Genomic DNA, 17432 nt, shown 5'->3' with positions numbered 1-17432 from the left:
CTACAGACGCTTACCCAAGGCCAAATAAAGAGTTCACATCTCACAAAAACACTATTTATTTACCACCTCTCTTGACACAACACCTGCATCACGATTAGGTCGTTTACAGATGAGGAAAGCACCTCGTCTCATCATTGGCATAAAGCGCTGATAACCCACTATCCCTATTCGGATGAGTTGCCGGCGCAATACTGCTTATTAAAAAGTGGCCGAGCGATAGCTACGCGTTTAGCCCTAAAAACTGGAGAATGAACATGGACACTTTATCCCAACAAAAACACAACACCCAGGGCTCGCATATGCGCCGCTATGTACATGGACAGGCACTCAACACACCCGTCGTGGAGTTAGCAGACCCCGTGGACGGTTTGCTGACACTTGAATCGCTACAACAACCCATCACAGCCAAGCTGATCGTCTGGGATGGAGCCCTGCCTGGCGATACCTACCAATTAATATGGAATGATGTTGCGGCGGGTGTGATAAAAAAATTGCCAACGATGAAGGGCCTGGCGCGCCACTGTCCCTCGACATTCCTGCATCTCTGCTGACTAAGGATGGTCAGTATAAAGTTGCTTACCGGGCAACTAATGTTGAAGGCGATCAAGGTAGTACGTCCGACGCCACCTACATTATTGTCGACCGCACGCCACCCGGCGGCGCGCTGCTGGCACCGCTGATGTTTCCTTCAAGCGCCGCCCACGGCTTGAGTGCCGCCGATCTCTCGAACATGGGCGATGTTCTGGTCGCCACCCTGCCCGGTTATTCCGATGCGAAATGGGGCGATGTGGTGCATAGCTACTGGGCGGGGCAACCCGGCCCGGTCCATACCGTACAGGCCGAACAACCAACGGCTAACGCCATCACGTTCAACTTCGACCGGCGCTTCCTCGAACAACTCGGCGATGGCGAAGTGGCGGTGACATACACCGTCACCGACCGTGCGGGTAACCTCTCGGTGCTGTCACAACCGGCCACGGTGAAATTGCAGATAAACAATCTGCCCAACAACTTATTGCCGCCCGTGGTCCCGCAGGCTGACGACGGCCTGATCGACAACGCCGATGGCCGGTTGGGGGTGCAGGTGCACATCCCCGGTTACGGCCATGCCGCTGCGGGAGATGCCATTACCCTGCTGTGGGGCAGCGAGCCCCTGCCCGAGCATTTGCTTACCGACGCAGAAGTGGGTCAGGCACCGATGTTCACCCTGGCCTTGGCATACGCCAGCCTGGCTCAGGCCGGGGATGGCACGCTGGATGTGCGTTACGAAGTACGGCGTAACGGGCAATTGCTGGCCACCTCGCCGAGCCTGAAGGTACGGGTGTTTCTGACCCTGCCCGGCTCACAAGACGCTTCGCCACACACGCTGGTCAATGAAGCCTTGGCGGCGCCCGTGATCAAGGGCAGGAGCGACAACGCCAACCGTCAGGATAACCACCTTGATGAAGACGACTACCGGCTCAACGCCGACGCGGTGATCGCCTGGCGCGAGGACTTCAAGCGGTGTGATCAGATCAATCTTTTTTGGGGCACCGCTACCATGCCCGAGGTACGGCCGATCCATCAGCACGATCTGGACGCCGCGACGGACCTGGTGATGTGCATCCCTAACACCCTCATCACCCACGAAGGCGTGTGCAAGGCGATTTCGGTGCGCTACACCGTGACCCATCCAGACAACCCCAACACCTCGTATTCACCGACGCAGCGGGTCAAGGTGGTGTCTCAGGCGCAATTGCCCGGTGGCGAGTCCGGGCTGGCCGCCCCCCTGTTCATTCAGGCCAACCGCTACAACACCCTGGAACCCATCGGTAGCCCGAACGGCACAACCGTGTCGATCAAGCCTTACCGCAACATGCGCGTAGGGGACGTGGTCACGCTGTCGTTCTCGGGTTTCGATGCCTGGCTGGGCGGCCATCCGTTGGCGGCCTCGGCGATGACTCCGGAGCAATCGGTCGGCGAAAACGAAGCCCTCACAGGCTGTGATTTCAACATCCCGGAGGCCAACTTGCTGGCTATCCCGCTGGGGCGTGCCGAAGCGCGGTACAGCGTGAGCAACCGCTATGGCCAGGCCACTTCGTTAAAGGCAGATGCCTATGTGGATGGACGACCACCCGCAGCGGGTTGTTCGATGGAATAGCGTCAACGTAAGACGTTTCTTAATGTTCAGCCATACAACGCCTACAACAGCCCCCAAACAGCAAAAAAATAAAATATTTATTTACCACACCTTATTGACACACCGCCGCACTTACGATTAGTTCGATTACAGATAGAGCACATGTTCTATCCAGCGGTACAACGTTTAACCCTTGGCCAATAACGCCGACTCATTAATTTTTCCTGAAGAAAAGTGACCGATCTCTTATTGCCGCTTAAAAGGCGGCGAACCTTTTAAATAGTTTTAATTCCGCCTTAATTTTGGAGAACTACCCATGTGTACGTCACACTCGCGCTCATTGATCACCCGTAAATCGAATAACCCACGGGCATTGAATGCCCCGGTCGTGCCTTTGGCCGACCCCGTCGATGGATTACTGACGCTTGATGATTTACAGAACCCTATCGTTGCCACACTGGTCGTATGGGATGAAGCCCTGCCGGGCGATACGTACCAATTAATATGGAATGAGGTTGCGGCTGGTGAAATAAAAAAAATCGCCAACGATGAAGGTCCCGGCGCGCCACTGTCCCTTGATATTCCTGCGTCTCTATTGGCTAACGACGGTCGGTATAAAGTTGCTTACCGGGCAACTAATGTTGAAGGCGGTCAAGGTAGTACGTCCGACGCCGCCTACATCATTGTCGACAGAACCGCGCCCGGCGGCAGCCTGTTGGCCGGAATGATATTCCCGTCGGTCGTCAGTGACGGTGTATTGACCTCGGCCGAGCTGACGGGGCTGGGCGATATACTCAGCACCGAAGTGCCGGGCTATACCAGCATGGCGTGGGGCGATTATATCCAGACGTTCTGGGGCGACAAAGTGGGCCCCACCCATACGGTGATTGAAGATGAAGTCACCTTGGATCAGGTGATGATCGACTTCGACCGGGCATTCCTGGAAAGCGTCGGCGATGTCGCCGAACCGGTTCACTATATTGTCACCGACCGTGCCGGCAATGTATCGATCAAATCCCAGACTAAAACATTCAGTCTGTTTCTCAAGCCCGCGCCAGCCGACTTCCCTGCACCGCTCTGCGCTCAGGCCGATGACGGGGTGATTGATGACGCGGATGCGCGCGCGGTGGTTGCGGTGACCATTCCTCAGTACCCAGCTCCAGAAGCAGGCGACAAGGTAACCCTGTACTGGGGTGATAATGCGCTGCCTGACGCTGAACTAAAGCTTGGCGATGAAACTCAAGACCCGATCTTTGACATCAATGTTCGTTATCCAACTATCGCGCTGTCAGGGGATGGAGAGGTAGTGCTTCGTTATGAGGTGCGACGCAATACTGTATTGATCGGCAGTTCCTCGGAACTGATGGTCAATGTCAATCTGGAGCTGCCAGGCCCCGTTGACCCAGACCCGGAAACCCCAGAAAACGAAAACCTCGATCTACCGATTATCCGAGGAACCAGCAGTAATGCGAATAACGACGATAACGTTATTGATGAAGATGATTTCTTGCTTGAGGCCAAAGCCGTTATTGGCTGGAAGAATGATTTCGCCGTCAGTGACCGCATTCATTTGTTCTGGGGCGCGCAGCCAACACCGGTCAGTTTCCAGATTAAATCCATCGATCTGAACAAAGACATTACGCTGACCATTCCTAATACATTGATGGCCGCTGAGGGCACCGGCGAAGCGATCAAGGTGTACTACACCGTCAGTCATGACGGTAACCCTAACACCTCCAAATCCTTTGCCCAATCAGTCGAAGTCCGAGCCGAAGGTGATCTACCGGGCGGGGAAGATGGTTTGGCGCAGCCTGTATTTACCAACGCCAATGAAAATAACGCCATCAGTCCGATTCTTAGTCCGGATGGCACGCCCATTTTTATCGCACCGTACGAACACATCGATAAATACCCTCGCGTCACCCTTGTGTTCCACGGCTATAACGCGGCCAACGGCAGCACGCCTGTACCGGGCGCCAGCATGGAAGAAACCCATACGCTGGACGATGGTGAAATCCTTAACGGCTATAGCTTCCGGGTGCCGGACGCTAAATTACGCCTCATTTGTACCGGGCATGCTGAAGCCTATTACAGGGTCGAAGGCCCCAACGGGCCCGTTAACTCCAGAACCGCTTCAGTCCTGATGCGCATGGCCACACCTGGCGCTGGCTGCTGATGTAACTCAACAGGCGAGCCTTGAGGGCTCGCCTTCTAACAAATAAAAACCGGATAACAACATGAATAATTTCTTGAAGGCATTACTGCCCGAACCGGCCATGCAAAACCTCCATGACCCGAGTGGTATTGGTTATGCGGACACCCTGGACCCTAGCGTACCGCTGCTCGTTCGAGTTGGGCCTTACACTGACATGGCTGCGGGTCATATTATTGATTTGTACTGTAATGGCACTCTTGTTTTCAACTATACAATCAAGGACGGAGATCTCATACCCGAAACACCTTCCTATGTTGTGTTGGAACTGGACCAACAGAACATTCATCCGGAGCAGATAACGCTACTGTATGAAGTGACCGAGCCTATTGGCGGCTTGAGGAATAAATCCTTGCCCGCAACAATCAGGGTCAAGCTGACACTCCCGGGCGGAACGGACATCAATCCTTCGACGCCTTGGGAAAACGAAGCACTGGCCAAAGCTACCGTTATACCCCAGGGAATTATCAGTTCACCTGAAGGTGTCAGCGTCACTGTTGCCCCCTATCCAAACATGGAAGTCGGCGACAGAATTACCCTTTCGTGGAACGGTGAATTCGTCAAATACGAATTGAAATCTCAAGCGGAGCTCGGCAAACCTGTCGTACTGCCTATTGCCAAGGAAGTTATTGATGCCGCTGGCGACTCCGACATGCTGGAAGTGCGTTATGAACTCCGCGACGTCGTAAACAACTGGTCGCGCTGGTCACTCCCCACCTATGTCGAAGTCGAAGTCGGCAATTCCACTCTCCCCGCCCCGGTCGCGCCACAAGCGGCCAATATGGAGCTGAACCTTGCAACCCTCGCCGGGGCCGATGTGCAGGCGTTGGTGTTGTCTTATCCGGGTATCAATGCCACGGACGAAATCACTTTCACCGTCGAGCGCAACACGGCGGAAGGGATGGGGCTGGACCCTTATGTCGCGGTAAAAGCGGTGGGCACGTCCATCGGGTTTGTGCAGTTCCTGATTCCCAATGAACAGTTCGAGCCGATTGCACAAGGCCGTGCGCGGCTCAAGTACAAGGTCAGGAAAGTGTCCGGCGAGGAGCAGCGTTCCAAGAGCCTGCCGCTGACCATCGTGGGTAAAGTCCAAGTACTGGCGCCACCGAAGTTGCCTGTCGCAGAGGAGAATAACGGGGTGCTCGACCCGACGGCGCACAATGTCATCGCTCAAGTGCCAGCGTATTACTTCATGGCCGATGGCAATGACGTCACTCTGGTGTGGATGGGCAAGACGGCTGGCGGTGCCAATGTGATTCATGAAGAGGTGAAAAACCTCAATAGCGACGATGTGGGCGAGACAGTAGAATTTTTGATCCCTGACGATAAAGTCAGCTCGCTGGCGGGCGGTACGCTTGAGCTTTATTACACGGTGACTACGTTCGCCCGGGCGTTTTTCAAGTCGCCTTCGTTGCAGGTGCAGGTCAGCGCTGGCGGGGGCGCGTTGTTACCGCCCCCCTCTGTCGATGGCGCAAGTGCCGATGGCGCGCTTGATCCAACGGACATCGTGCTCGAGGCCGTGGTCCGTATTCGGCCCTACACGGGTATGGCGCCGCTGGATAATGTCACGCTGTATTGGGATGGCCGCGCGCCGGACGCCAGTTACAGCGCCAGCACAACACTCAACAGCGGCACGTCGGGCAAGGACGTCATTTTCCGGGTCAAGAAGCACTACGTGGACGCTAACCTCAACGGCAGCGTTGCTGTGCGGTATGAAGTGGTACGTGGCAATCGCACGCTTGCCTCGGAAACTCTGCCACTCACAATCAGCACCACGGTCATCACTCATCTGCCCGATCCAACAGTTAAGGAATCCAAAGAAGATGGCACCCTTGACCCTGTCGATACGTTCAAAGGCGCGACCGTGGCCATTGACGCCAGCGCGAATCTGAAGGAAGGCGATTTCGTGACCGTGTCATGGCAATCGCCATGCGGGAGGTACGCTAAAGATAAAAGCATCTCCGCCAGTCAAGCAGGGCAAGAGTTGTTGGTGATTTTTTCGGGAACGATAGTTGCCAATGACCTCGGCAATAAGGTGCAGATCTATTATGTAGTCACCCGCGTCGACGGCACGATTGAACAGTCAAACGTCCTTGATTTGCTGATCGACACTGCCCTCTCCCACCTTCCCAAGCCGACTGTCGCAGGTGTAGACGTTAATAACATCATGCACCTGGAAAACGTACCTGGTTACGGCGTGCTGGTAACAGTCCCCCGTTACACCGGCATCGATGGAAAAGACAGCATCGTCGTTAAATGGGCCGGCCCTCAAAACCACGCAACCCCTGCGAAAGAGGCCGGCACCGCGGCCAAGATTGAATTCGTCGTGCCAAAATCCGTTGTGATCGGCAGTGCCGATGGCGCAGTTCAGGTCACTTACGAGGCGACTCGTAACAATGCTTTGCCGCTGGTTTCGCCAGCGACTGCGTTCAACGTCGTGGCCGCTGCCAAGCCTCCGTTGATCATCGACACCTCTGAACTGGTGCTGAGCGCTCGGCACTTGCGAACGGCGGCCACGCCGAAGTTTCCACCTGCCGGAGCATTCTCGCAGCGAGTGGCTTCGGGTGGGGTCGCGCCTTACCATTACCAGTCCAGCGCACCAACGATTGCGGAGGTCGACGCAACGGGACGAGTCATCTCGGTCGGCAATGGCGCTGCCGCTATCATCGTCACCGACAGCGCGGGTCAACGCGTCAGCTATAACGTGAAAACCTCGAATGTCCTGACGTTTGTGTTCTTCATCTTCCACACCTACACCGAAGCTATGAAACCGGTAAACGGCGCGGGTGCGCACATGCCTTCGTTGGCCGACTGGGGTACGTTACGTGCCAATTACGGCGGTGATCCGGGGTTGACCTACGAAGCGGGTCGACATAACCGCGCATGGGCTGCGGACCATGCCGGTAAAGGTAAACGTTGGGCGATCTTCCCGCAGGATGGTCGAGGGATAGTACTCAAAGACGTCGGTTTTGGCGGGGACGCCGCTCACGCTTTCGGTATGAAGAGCTGATCGATCGGCTAAGCTCCAAGTACTAAGTCTGCCATGGCGCAGGCTTAGTACTTTAAACGGATGGCTTCATTAAAAAATCTACTACCTTATCGGTCGCTTGACTCAACACCGCATCGCCACTCGCACCCAACGACTTCAACGGTTTCAGGTCGTGATTGCCTGTCGGCACCCAATAAATCTCGATAGCGTTGGACACGTCATACCCCTCTACCGCCTCCCGATTCCCCAGCGCATCCCTTTCTCCTTGCACGATCAACGTCAGCGTTTTTATCGTCGCCAAATGCGCCACCCGAGGTTTTTCCGGTTTGCCCACGGCATAGAACGGGTAACCCAGACACACCAACGCATCTGCGCCCAGCTCGTCAGCCACCAGACTGGCCATCCGCCCGCCCATGGACTTACCCCCGATAGCCAGGCGACCCGCGACGTGAGGTCGCACTTGGGCATAGACCTGGCGCCAACAGTCGAGTAGCTGCGCCTGCGGATTGGGCGGGCGTTTGCGGCCGTCGAGACGTCGTTGGGCCATGTAGGGAAACTCGAAGCGCATGACGTTGACGCCCCGCATGGCAAGGCGTGCGGCCATGTCGGTCATGAATTCGCTGTCCATGGGGGCACCTGCGCCATGGGCCAGGATCAGGGTCGGCGACGTGTCAAAAACCCTCTGAGGAGCGGGACTCCATAACCAGCCATTAGTTCGCGCCAGTAGTTCGCATTGATCCCCGTCAATACCGGCACTTAGTCCTTCTCTCATGCTTACCTCGCTTTTGATTAGTCTGCCTATAACTCGGTGCTATGACTCGGACCTCTGATCCGGACCAAAGAAGATGGGAACACACCTAAATGAACACAACTAACAGTACCGCCTACAACTATAAGGTGGTCCGCCAATTTGCCATTATGACGGTGGTGTGGGGCATCGTCGGAATGGGGCTCGGCGTTTTTATCGCCGCGCAATTGGTTTGGCCTGAACTCAACTTCAACTTACCCTGGACTACGTTCGGTCGTTTGCGTCCACTGCACACCAATGCGGTGATTTTCGCGTTCGGCGGCTGTGCGCTGTTTGCCAGCTCTTACTACTCGGTGCAACGCACCTGCCAGACCCAACTGTTCGCGCCCCGACTGGCGGCGTTTACGTTCTGGGGTTGGCAGCTGGTGATTCTGTTGGCCGCCATTACCTTGCCGCTGGGTTATACCAGCTCCAAGGAATACGCCGAACTGGAATGGCCGATCGATATCCTGATCACCATCGTCTGGGTCAGCTACGCCATCGTCTTCTTCGGCACGTTGAAGAAGCGCACCACCAAGCACATCTATGTCGGTAACTGGTTTTTTGGGGCCTTTATCATCACTGTGGCGATTCTGCATCTCGTCAACAACATGGAGATCCCCATCAGCCTGACCAAGTCCTACTCCGTGTATGGCGGGGCGACTGATGCGATGGTGCAGTGGTGGTACGGACACAACGCCGTAGGCTTTTTCCTGACCGCAGGCTTTTTGGGGATGATGTACTACTTCGTTCCTAAGCAAGCTGAACGGCCGGTGTATTCCTATCGCCTGTCGATCGTGCACTTTTGGGCGCTGATCACCCTGTACATCTGGGCTGGCCCGCACCACCTGCACTACACCGCGCTGCCGGACTGGGCTCAGTCACTGGGTATGGTTATGTCACTGATTCTGCTGGCGCCAAGCTGGGGCGGCATGATCAACGGCATGATGACGCTCTCGGGCGCCTGGCATAAATTGCGCGACGACCCGATCCTGCGGTTCCTGGTCGTGTCACTGGCGTTCTACGGCATGTCGACCTTTGAAGGCCCGATGATGGCGATCAAGACCGTCAACGCCCTCTCCCACTACACCGACTGGACCATCGGTCACGTCCACGCGGGCGCCTTGGGTTGGGTAGCGATGATTTCCATCGGTGCGCTATACCACATGGTTCCGAAAATTTTCGGCCGGCCAAAGATGCACAGCGTCGGCTTGATCAACGCCCACTTCTGGCTGGCAACTATCGGCACCGTGCTGTACATCGCCTCGATGTGGGTCAACGGTATCGCTCAGGGCCTTATGTGGCGCGCAGTCAACGAAGACGGCACGCTGACTTATTCGTTCGTCGAAACCCTGGTGGCCAGCCATCCCGGCTTTATCGTGCGGCTGGTGGGCGGCGCGATCTTCTTCAGCGGCATGTTGCTGATGGCCTACAACACCTGGCGCACCGTACGGGCCTCCGTGCCTGCCGAAGCTGCCGCCGCAGCGCAGATGGCCTGAGGAGTTCGCCATGAAACACGAAACAATCGAGAAAAACGTCGGCCTGCTGATGCTGTTGATGGTCTTGGCTGTGAGCATCGGTGGCCTGACACAAATCGTGCCGCTGTTCTTTCAGGACGTGACCAACAAGCCGGTTGAAGGCATGAAGCCCTACACCGCGCTGCAACTGGAAGGTCGCGATGTCTACATCGCCAACGGCTGCGTGGGTTGTCACTCGCAGATGATCCGTCCGTTCCGTGCTGAAACAGAACGCTACGGGCACTACTCGGTCGCCGGTGAAAGCGTCTGGGACCACCCGTTCCTGTGGGGTTCCAAGCGTACCGGGCCTGATCTGGCCCGTGTCGGCGGTCGTTACTCCGATGACTGGCAGCGCGCGCATTTGTACAACCCGCGCAACGTAGTGCCTGAGTCGAAGATGCCTGGCTATCCATGGATGGTGAACGAACCTGTCGACAGCAGCCATACCGAAGCCAAGCTCAAAACCATGCGTAGCCTCGGCGTGCCTTACACCGACGACGACATTGCCGGAGCCGTTGCAACGCTCAAGGGCAAAACCCAGATGGATGCACTGATTGCCTACTTGCAGGTACTCGGCACCTCGATCAAGAGCAAGAGGTAAGCCATGGATATCGGAGACTTACGCGGTCTTGGCACGTTGGTGGTGGCAATCGCATTTATCGGGTTGGCCTTTTGGGTCTTCAACAGTAAACGCAATCCGGGGTTCGCTGAAGCGCGCATGGCGCCTTTCGCGGACGAACCGCTGCCATCTCACGCTGAAGAACAATCTGTTGTAGAGCACCCTGTTGAGCGGAGTACCCAGCGATGACCACATTTTGGAGTACCTACATCTGTGTACTGACCATCGGCAGCCTGATCGGCCTTACGTGGCTGCTGATCGGCACCCGTAAGGGCGAAACCAAAGGCAGTACCGATCAGACCATGGGTCACAGCTTCGACGGCATTGAGGAGTACGACAACCCACTGCCCCAATGGTGGTTCATGTTGTTTGCCGCAACCCTGGTGTTTGCGGTCGGCTACCTGATCCTCTACCCGGGCCTGGGCAACTGGAAAGGCGTGCTGCCCGGCTATGCGAATGGCTGGACCAGTGTCAATGAATGGCAAAAGGAAATGGACAAGGCTGACACCAAGTTTGGGCCGATCTTCGCCAAATTTGCTGCCATGCCCGTGGAAGCAGTCGCCAAAGATCCACAAGCGCTGAAGATGGGCGGACGCCTGTTCGCCTCCAACTGCGCCGTCTGCCACGGTTCGGATGCCCGGGGTGCCTATGGCTTTCCCAACCTGACAGATACCATTTGGCGATGGGGCGGTAGCGCCGACACTATCAAGACCACCATCATGGGTGGCCGTATAGCCGGCATGCCAGCCTGGGGTCCGATTCTCGGTGAGGAAGGGGTGAAAAACGTCGCAGCGTATGTACGCCACTCCCTCGCAGGACTGCCATTGCCAGCCGATGAAACCGCCAATGTCGAAGCCGGACAGCAAGTGTTCAACACCAATTGCGTAGCCTGCCACGGCGCAACAGGTCAAGGCACGCAAGCAATGGGGGCGCCGAACCTGACGCAACCGGCCGGCTTCATCTACGGCAGCAGTCTGACCCAGTTGCAGCAGACTATCCGTTATGGTCGTCAAGGTCAGATGCCTGCGCAGAACGAGCAGCTGGGCAACGACAAGGTGCAGTTGTTAGCCGCCTATGTGTATAGCCTGTCTCAAGGTAATGCTCAGCAAGAGGCGCCCGTAGCCAAGGCACAATAACGATTCAGCAACCCGGACAATCTCTGGGCTGTGCGTGAATGCCGCTCCTGTTACAGGAGCGGCAACCCCCTTTCCTTCCGCGACCAAGTGTCGCACCCGTCGTTAGTACACCTTCCCACTCCCGACATTCAGGACTAAGCTTGCCCGCATAGTGGACTGCCAACAGTGGGCCACAGGTCAAGTGATACGAATGTTTTCGGCGATGGTGCTCGATAACTTGCGCAAAAAGGCTCATCTACAGCGGCTATGGTCCGTTAGCTGTTGGTTTTGCGTTTTGTTTCGTCCTTTACCCTCAGCATTCCGCCAGCCTGGAACCCTCACTTTTTTTCGTCCACTGCGGCATTTCGTCACTGCGCCTAACGGCTCCCTGACCATGCTGAAATGACCGCAGAGTCAGCTTCAGGAAGCAGTTGCAAGGCGTTGATCGCATTGCAATGGCAACTCGCTTTCTCCATACTGCGGCCGCTTTTTTATCCCTAAAAAACACCCAAACCGTGGAACCTTAGAATGAGCACAGCAATCAGTCCGACTGCTTATAACTATAAGGTAGTCCGCCAGTTCGCCATCATGACGGTGGTCTGGGGGATCCTTGGCATGGGGCTTGGTGTCTTTATCGCCTCACAGCTTGTTTGGCCCGAGTTAAACCTCGGCCTTCCGTGGACGACTTTTGGACGCTTACGCCCATTGCACACAAACCTGGTGATTTTCGCCTTCGGCGGTTGTGCGCTGTTTGCCACCTCTTACTATGTCGTGCAGCGAACCTGCCAAACGCGACTGATCTCCGACAGCATGGCCGCCTTCCACTTCTGGGGATGGCAAGCAGTGATCGTCGGCGCAGGCGTCACGTTGCCGCTGGGCTACACCACTACTAAGGAATACGCCGAACTGGAATGGCCTCTCGCCATTTTGCTGGCCATCGTCTGGATAACCTACGCTGCGGTGTTCTTTGGCACCATCATGAAGCGCAAAACCAAGCACATTTATGTGGGCCTCTGGTTCTATGGCGCCTTCATCGTCGTGACGGCGATGCTGCATATTGTCAACCACGCCTCGCTGCCCGTGACCCTCTTCAAGTCCTACTCGGCCTACTCCGGTGCGACTGATGCGATGATCCAGTGGTGGTACGGCCACAACGCGGTAGGTTTCTTCCTGACCACCGGCTTCCTGGGGATGATGTACTACTTCGTTCCGAAGCAGGCCGAGCGTCCGATCTACTCCTATCGCCTGTCGATCGTGCACTTCTGGGCACTGATCACCCTGTACATCTGGGCAGGCCCGCACCACTTGCACTACACCGCTCTGCCAGACTGGGCTCAGTCGCTGGGCATGGCGATGTCGATGATTCTGTTGGCGCCAAGCTGGGGCGGCATGATCAACGGCATGATGACGCTGTCAGGTGCATGGCACAAACTGCGTACCGACCCGATTCTGCGGTTCCTGGTCGTATCGCTGGCGTTCTACGGCATGTCGACCTTTGAAGGCCCGATGATGGCCATCAAGACCGTCAACTCGCTGTCTCACTACACTGACTGGACCATCGGCCACGTACACGCCGGCGCTCTCGGCTGGGTAGCGATGATCTCGATCGGTTCGCTGTACCACATGATCCCGAAAATCTTCGGTCGTCCTCAGATGCACAGTGTTGGCCTGATCAACACCCACTTCTGGCTGGCTACCATCGGTACCGTTCTTTACATCGCTTCGATGTGGGTCAACGGCATCACCCAGGGTTTGATGTGGCGTGCGATCAACGACGACGGCACCCTCACTTACTCCTTCGTCGAAGCACTGCAAGCCAGCCATCCGGGCTTCATCGTCCGCGCAATTGGTGGTGCATTCTTCGCCAGCGGCATGCTGTTCATGGCTTACAACGTGTTCCGCACCGTACGCGCCTCGAACCCGGCTGAAGCTGAAGCCGCCGCTCAGATCGCTGTAGTTGGAGCTCACTGATGAGACACGAAGTAGTCGAGAAGAATATCGGCCTGCTGGCCTTCTTCATGGTTATCGCCGTTAGCATCGGCGGCCTGACCCAGATCGTCCCCCTGTTTTTTCAGGACGTGACCAACAAACCGGTCGAAGGCATGAAGCCTCGCCCGGCACTGGAACTCGAAGGCCGCGATATTTTCATCGCCAACGGTTGTGTCGGCTGCCACTCGCAGATGATTCGTCCGTTCCGTGCTGAAACCGAACGCTACGGCCACTACTCGGTCGCTGGTGAAAGCGTCTGGGACCACCCGTTCCTGTGGGGTTCCAAGCGTACCGGTCCGGACTTGGCCCGCGTCGGCGGTCGTTACTCCGATGACTGGCAGCGCGCGCATTTGTACAACCCGCGCAACGTAGTGCCCGAGTCGAAAATGCCTGCCTACCCGTTCCTGGTAGAAAACAAGCTCGACGGCAAGGACACCCCGAAAAAAATGGAAGTCTTGCGTACGCTCGGCGTCCCTTACACCGACGAAGACATCGCCGGTGCAAGTGCTGCTGTGAAAGGCAAAACTGAAATGGATGCGTTGGTCGCCTACCTGCAAGGTCTGGGCACCATCATCAAAAGCAAACGGTGATATTGATGGATATGGGGATGATTCGCGGCCTGGGCACCGTCGTAGTGATGGTGGCTTTTATCGGCCTGGCATTGTGGGTATTCAGCGGACGACGCAAGGCAGAGTTCGACGAAGCAACTTTGCTGCCCTTCGCGGATGACCCCGAAGCCATCAAACACGTTGAGCAAGAGCAAGCTTCTAGGAGTAACAAAGAATGACTACTTTCTGGAGTCTGTACGTCACAGTCCTCAGTTTGGGTACCATCTTCGCCCTGACCTGGCTGCTGCTGTCCACCCGCAAGGGCCAGCGCAGCGAAGCAACGGAAGAGACAGTGGGCCATTCCTTCGACGGTATCGAGGAATACGACAACCCACTGCCAAAATGGTGGTTCATGCTGTTCGTGGGCACCATCATCTTCGCGCTGGGCTATCTGGTGCTGTACCCGGGTCTGGGTAACTGGAAAGGCCTGCTGCCAGGCTATTCCTACCTGGACAACGACAAGAAAACCGAATTCGCCAATGGCCAATCCGGTTGGACTGGCGTTCACGAATGGGAAAAGGAAATGGCTAAATCGGATGCTCGATTCGGTCCGATCTTCGCCAAATTCGCGTCCATGCCGATTGAAGACGTCGCCAAAGACCCGCAAGCCCTGAAGATGGGTGGCCGTCTGTTCGCCTCCAACTGCTCGGTTTGCCACGGTTCCGACGCCAAGGGCGCTTATGGCTTCCCTAACCTGACCGACGCCGACTGGCGTTGGGGCGGCGAGCCGGAAACCATCAAGACCACCATCATGGGAGGCCGTCATGCGGTCATGCCAGCATGGGGTACTGTGATTGGCGACCAAGGCGTACGTGACGTCGCGGCATTCGTAACCACTCAACTGGATGGCCGCAAGCTGCCTGAAGACGCTAATGCCGACCCGGTTGCCGGTCAGAAGCTCTTCGCTACCAACTGCGTGGCCTGCCACGGTGCAGAAGGTAAAGGCACCGCAGCAATGGGCGCACCTAACCTGACTCACCCAGGCGCGTTCATCTACGGTTCGAGCTTCGCGCAACTGCAGCAGACCATCCGTTACGGCCGTCAGGGCCAGATGCCTGCTCAGGCGTTGCTGCAAGGCAATGACAAGGTTCACCTGCTGGCTGCTTACGTCTACAGCCTCTCCCATGGAGACAAGGCTGCCGCCGCTGAGTAAAGCGAACGCGTGACCGCAACACAAAACGGCCCCGCCAGTGAAAACTGGCGGGGCCGTTTTGGTTTCTGCTGAATGATGATTTATCCATACGGGCCTCTTCGCGAACTCATTGGCGAAAGCGCAGTATTTTTGCCACCCCCATTACGCTCTACCCGTCAAAAATCGACCATAATTCATAAGTCAATTGATTCAAGTCACTACACCAACATTCGCTTTCACCCAACGCGACCAAAGGTCGCACCCCTAGGCCAGAGCGAGAGGCGTATCATTGGCGCCTTGGCAACACTCTTTTGACCGCAGTCGGCACGCACTGGCTGAGGCTTTTTCCACTGCCGTGGGACGCACTAATGAGCAACCAGATTCCGGTACACAATGTCACTCCGCCGCCTAAAAAAGACAGCGGTGGTGTCGATCTCTACGCTTCCCGTGAAAAAATCTATACCCGAGCCTTCACCGGTCTGTTTCGCAATTTGCGGATGATGGGCGGTGCCGGGCTGTTCCTGTTGTACTTCGGTACGGTCTGGCTGAACTGGGCTGGGCATCAGGCTGTCTGGTGGAACCTGCCAGAGCGTAAGTTCTACATTTTCGGCGCCACCTTCTGGCCGCAGGATTTCATCCTGCTCTCCGGCATTTTGATCGTCAGCGCCTTTGGCCTGTTCTTCATTACCGTATTCGCCGGGCGCGTGTGGTGTGGGTATACCTGCCCGCAAAGTGTCTGGACCTGGATTTTCATGTGGTGCGAGAAAGTCACCGAAGGTGATCGCAACCAGCGCATCAAGCTCGACAAAGCGCCGATGTCCGGCAACAAGTTCCTGCGCAAGTTAAGCAAGCACAGCTTGTGGCTGATCATTGGCTTCGTCACGGGCCTGACCTTCGTCGGCTACTTCGCCCCGATCCGTGACCTGACCATTGATTTTTTCACTGGACAGGCTGATGGCTGGGCCTATTTCTGGGTCGGCTTCTTCACCCTCGCCACGTATGGCAACGCAGGCTGGCTGCGCGAACAAGTGTGCATTTACATGTGCCCGTATGCGCGTTTCCAAAGCGTGATGTTCGACAAAGATACCCTGATCGTGTCCTACGACCCACGTCGCGGCGAAAAACGCGGCACCCGGAAAAAGGACATCGATTACAAAGCGCAGGGTCTGGGGGATTGCATCGACTGTACGATGTGCGTACAAGTCTGCCCGACCGGTATCGACATCCGCGACGGCCTGCAAATCGAATGCATTGGCTGTGCAGCCTGTATCGATGCCTGCGACACCATCATGGACAAGATGAACTACCCACGCGGGTTGATCAGCTACACCACTGAACACAACCTGTCCGGGCAGACGACGCACAAACTGCGCCCGCGCCTGATTGGTTATGCCTTGGTGCTGCTGGTAATGATGAGTTTGCTGGCGACCGCCTTTTTCATGCGTCCGCTGGTTGGTTTCGACGTCAGCAAGGACCGCGTGTTGTATCGCGAGAACGCCGAAGGCCGGATCGAAAACGTTTATAGCCTCAAGGTCATGAACAAGGATCAGGTCGATCACACCTACATTCTCGATGCCTCTGGCTTGCCTGACCTGAAACTGCAAGGTCGTCGCGAGTTCAAGGTGCAGGCGGGTGAGATCATCAGCGTGCCGGTCGAATTGTCGAGCGCACCAGAGCAACTGCCGTCGAGTACCAACGAGGTGACTTTCACCCTCAAGGATGCCGATAACAGTGGCACCCACGTTCAAGCCAAGAGCCGTTTCATCGGCCCACAAATTCGCTAAGAGAAGTTAGTCATGTCCGCAGCAAACGCCTCTAGCCCTTGGTACAAGCACCTTTGGCCATGGATCATCATCGGCATCCTCGCCTGCTCGGTGACGCTGACCTTGTCGATGGTGACGATCGCCATCAAGAACCCGGACAACCTGGTCAACGACAATTATTACGAGGCAGGCAAAGGCATCAACCGCTCGCTGGACCGTGAACTGTTAGCCAAGAGCCTCAACCTGCGCGCCTCGGTGCATCTGGATGAGCTGACCGGCGAAACCGACGTGCGCTTGACGGGTAACAGCCAGCCGGAAACCGTGGAGCTCAACCTGATCTCGCCGACGCAACCGGAAAAGGATCGCAAGATCACCCTGGCCCGCAGCGCGTCCGAGCCGGGCCGCTACATCGGCCAGTTGAGTGACAAGGTCGAAGGTCGGCGCTTTGTCGAACTCCTCGGCGAGCAGAACGGCCAAACCTGGCGCCTGTTCGAAGAAGAGCAAGTCCTCAACGGCAAAGAGCTGCAACTGGGCGACGAGCCCCTCCAGGGCGCGGAAGACCTGAAAAACTGATCTGACGCA

The 17432-nt window shown here is 56.4% G+C and carries 15 protein-coding genes; 14 read left to right on the top strand and 1 reads right to left on the bottom strand.

The genetic code is table 11. The annotated features are described in order from the left end of the window. The first annotated feature begins 254 nt into the window (after positions 1-254). From K0F75_RS03890 to K0F75_RS03875, 4 genes are all read left to right on the top strand, one after another. Positions 255-551 carry a hypothetical protein gene (locus K0F75_RS03890; protein ID WP_219060534.1) on the top strand — a complete coding sequence of 99 codons (297 nt, stop codon included), beginning with the start codon at positions 255-257 and terminating at the stop codon, positions 549-551. Positions 552-679: 128 nt separating this feature from the next. After that, a complete protein-coding gene (locus K0F75_RS03885) occupies positions 680-2140 on the top strand; it encodes a hypothetical protein (RefSeq protein WP_219060533.1) in 1461 nt (486 codons plus the stop codon). A gap of 295 nt (positions 2141-2435) precedes the next feature. Continuing rightward, on the top strand, positions 2436-4295 hold the full coding sequence (locus tag K0F75_RS03880) for a hypothetical protein (RefSeq protein ID WP_219060532.1): 1860 nt from the start codon (positions 2436-2438) through the stop codon (positions 4293-4295). Positions 4296-4356: 61 nt separating this feature from the next. After that, positions 4357-7341 carry a hypothetical protein gene (locus tag K0F75_RS03875; protein WP_219060531.1) on the top strand — a complete coding sequence of 995 codons (2985 nt, stop codon included), beginning with the start codon at positions 4357-4359 and terminating at the stop codon, positions 7339-7341. A 52-nt stretch (positions 7342-7393) separates the two neighbouring features. Here the strand turns inward: K0F75_RS03875 and K0F75_RS03870 are convergent, their stop codons facing one another. Next, entirely contained in the window at positions 7394-8092 is a 699-nt protein-coding gene (locus tag K0F75_RS03870) for an alpha/beta family hydrolase (protein WP_219060530.1), read from the bottom strand. 89 nt (positions 8093-8181) lie between these two features. On the opposite strand from K0F75_RS03870, the gene ccoN (K0F75_RS03865) reads away from it, so the two are divergent. The 10 genes from ccoN (K0F75_RS03865) to K0F75_RS03820 all read left to right on the top strand — a co-directional run bounded on the left by ccoN (K0F75_RS03865) (position 8182) and on the right by K0F75_RS03820 (position 17423). After that, complete coding sequence (gene ccoN, locus K0F75_RS03865) at positions 8182-9606, top strand: cytochrome-c oxidase, cbb3-type subunit I (RefSeq protein ID WP_219060529.1); 1425 nt, start codon at positions 8182-8184, stop codon at positions 9604-9606. Between the two features lie 10 nt (positions 9607-9616). Then, entirely contained in the window at positions 9617-10225 is a 609-nt protein-coding gene (gene ccoO, locus K0F75_RS03860; protein ID WP_219060528.1) for a cytochrome-c oxidase, cbb3-type subunit II, read from the top strand. 3 nt (positions 10226-10228) lie between these two features. Next, positions 10229-10432, top strand: coding sequence for a cbb3-type cytochrome c oxidase subunit 3 (locus tag K0F75_RS03855; RefSeq protein ID WP_219060527.1), 204 nt, complete (start codon positions 10229-10231; stop codon positions 10430-10432). Continuing rightward, positions 10429-11379, top strand: coding sequence for a cytochrome-c oxidase, cbb3-type subunit III (gene ccoP, locus K0F75_RS03850; protein ID WP_219060526.1), 951 nt, complete (start codon positions 10429-10431; stop codon positions 11377-11379). Before K0F75_RS03855 ends, ccoP (K0F75_RS03850) begins: the two co-directional genes overlap by 4 nt. 507 nt (positions 11380-11886) lie before the next feature. Next, a complete protein-coding gene (ccoN, locus tag K0F75_RS03845; RefSeq protein WP_219060525.1) occupies positions 11887-13329 on the top strand; it encodes a cytochrome-c oxidase, cbb3-type subunit I in 1443 nt (480 codons plus the stop codon). Then, positions 13329-13937, top strand: coding sequence for a cytochrome-c oxidase, cbb3-type subunit II (gene ccoO, locus K0F75_RS03840; protein WP_219060524.1), 609 nt, complete (start codon positions 13329-13331; stop codon positions 13935-13937). The genes ccoN (K0F75_RS03845) and ccoO (K0F75_RS03840) overlap by 1 nt, the downstream gene beginning before the upstream one ends. Positions 13938-13942: 5 nt before the next feature. Beyond that, positions 13943-14134, top strand: a complete 192-nt coding sequence (locus K0F75_RS03835) for a cbb3-type cytochrome c oxidase subunit 3 (protein ID WP_219060523.1) — start codon at positions 13943-13945, stop codon at positions 14132-14134. Continuing rightward, on the top strand, positions 14131-15108 hold the full coding sequence (gene ccoP, locus K0F75_RS03830) for a cytochrome-c oxidase, cbb3-type subunit III (protein ID WP_219060522.1): 978 nt from the start codon (positions 14131-14133) through the stop codon (positions 15106-15108). Before K0F75_RS03835 ends, ccoP (K0F75_RS03830) begins: the two co-directional genes overlap by 4 nt. A gap of 347 nt (positions 15109-15455) precedes the next feature. Then, complete coding sequence (gene ccoG / locus K0F75_RS03825) at positions 15456-16871, top strand: cytochrome c oxidase accessory protein CcoG (RefSeq protein WP_219060521.1); 1416 nt, start codon at positions 15456-15458, stop codon at positions 16869-16871. Positions 16872-16883: 12 nt separating this feature from the next. Then, a complete protein-coding gene (locus K0F75_RS03820; RefSeq protein WP_219060520.1) occupies positions 16884-17423 on the top strand; it encodes a FixH family protein in 540 nt (179 codons plus the stop codon). Positions 17424-17432 lie beyond the last annotated feature (9 nt).

Origin of the sequence: Pseudomonas sp. UMAB-08, from assembly GCF_900095225.1 — a bacterium.
GTDB lineage: Bacteria > Pseudomonadota > Gammaproteobacteria > Pseudomonadales > Pseudomonadaceae > Aquipseudomonas.
This window is presented reverse-complemented; position numbering and strand designations above follow the sequence as displayed.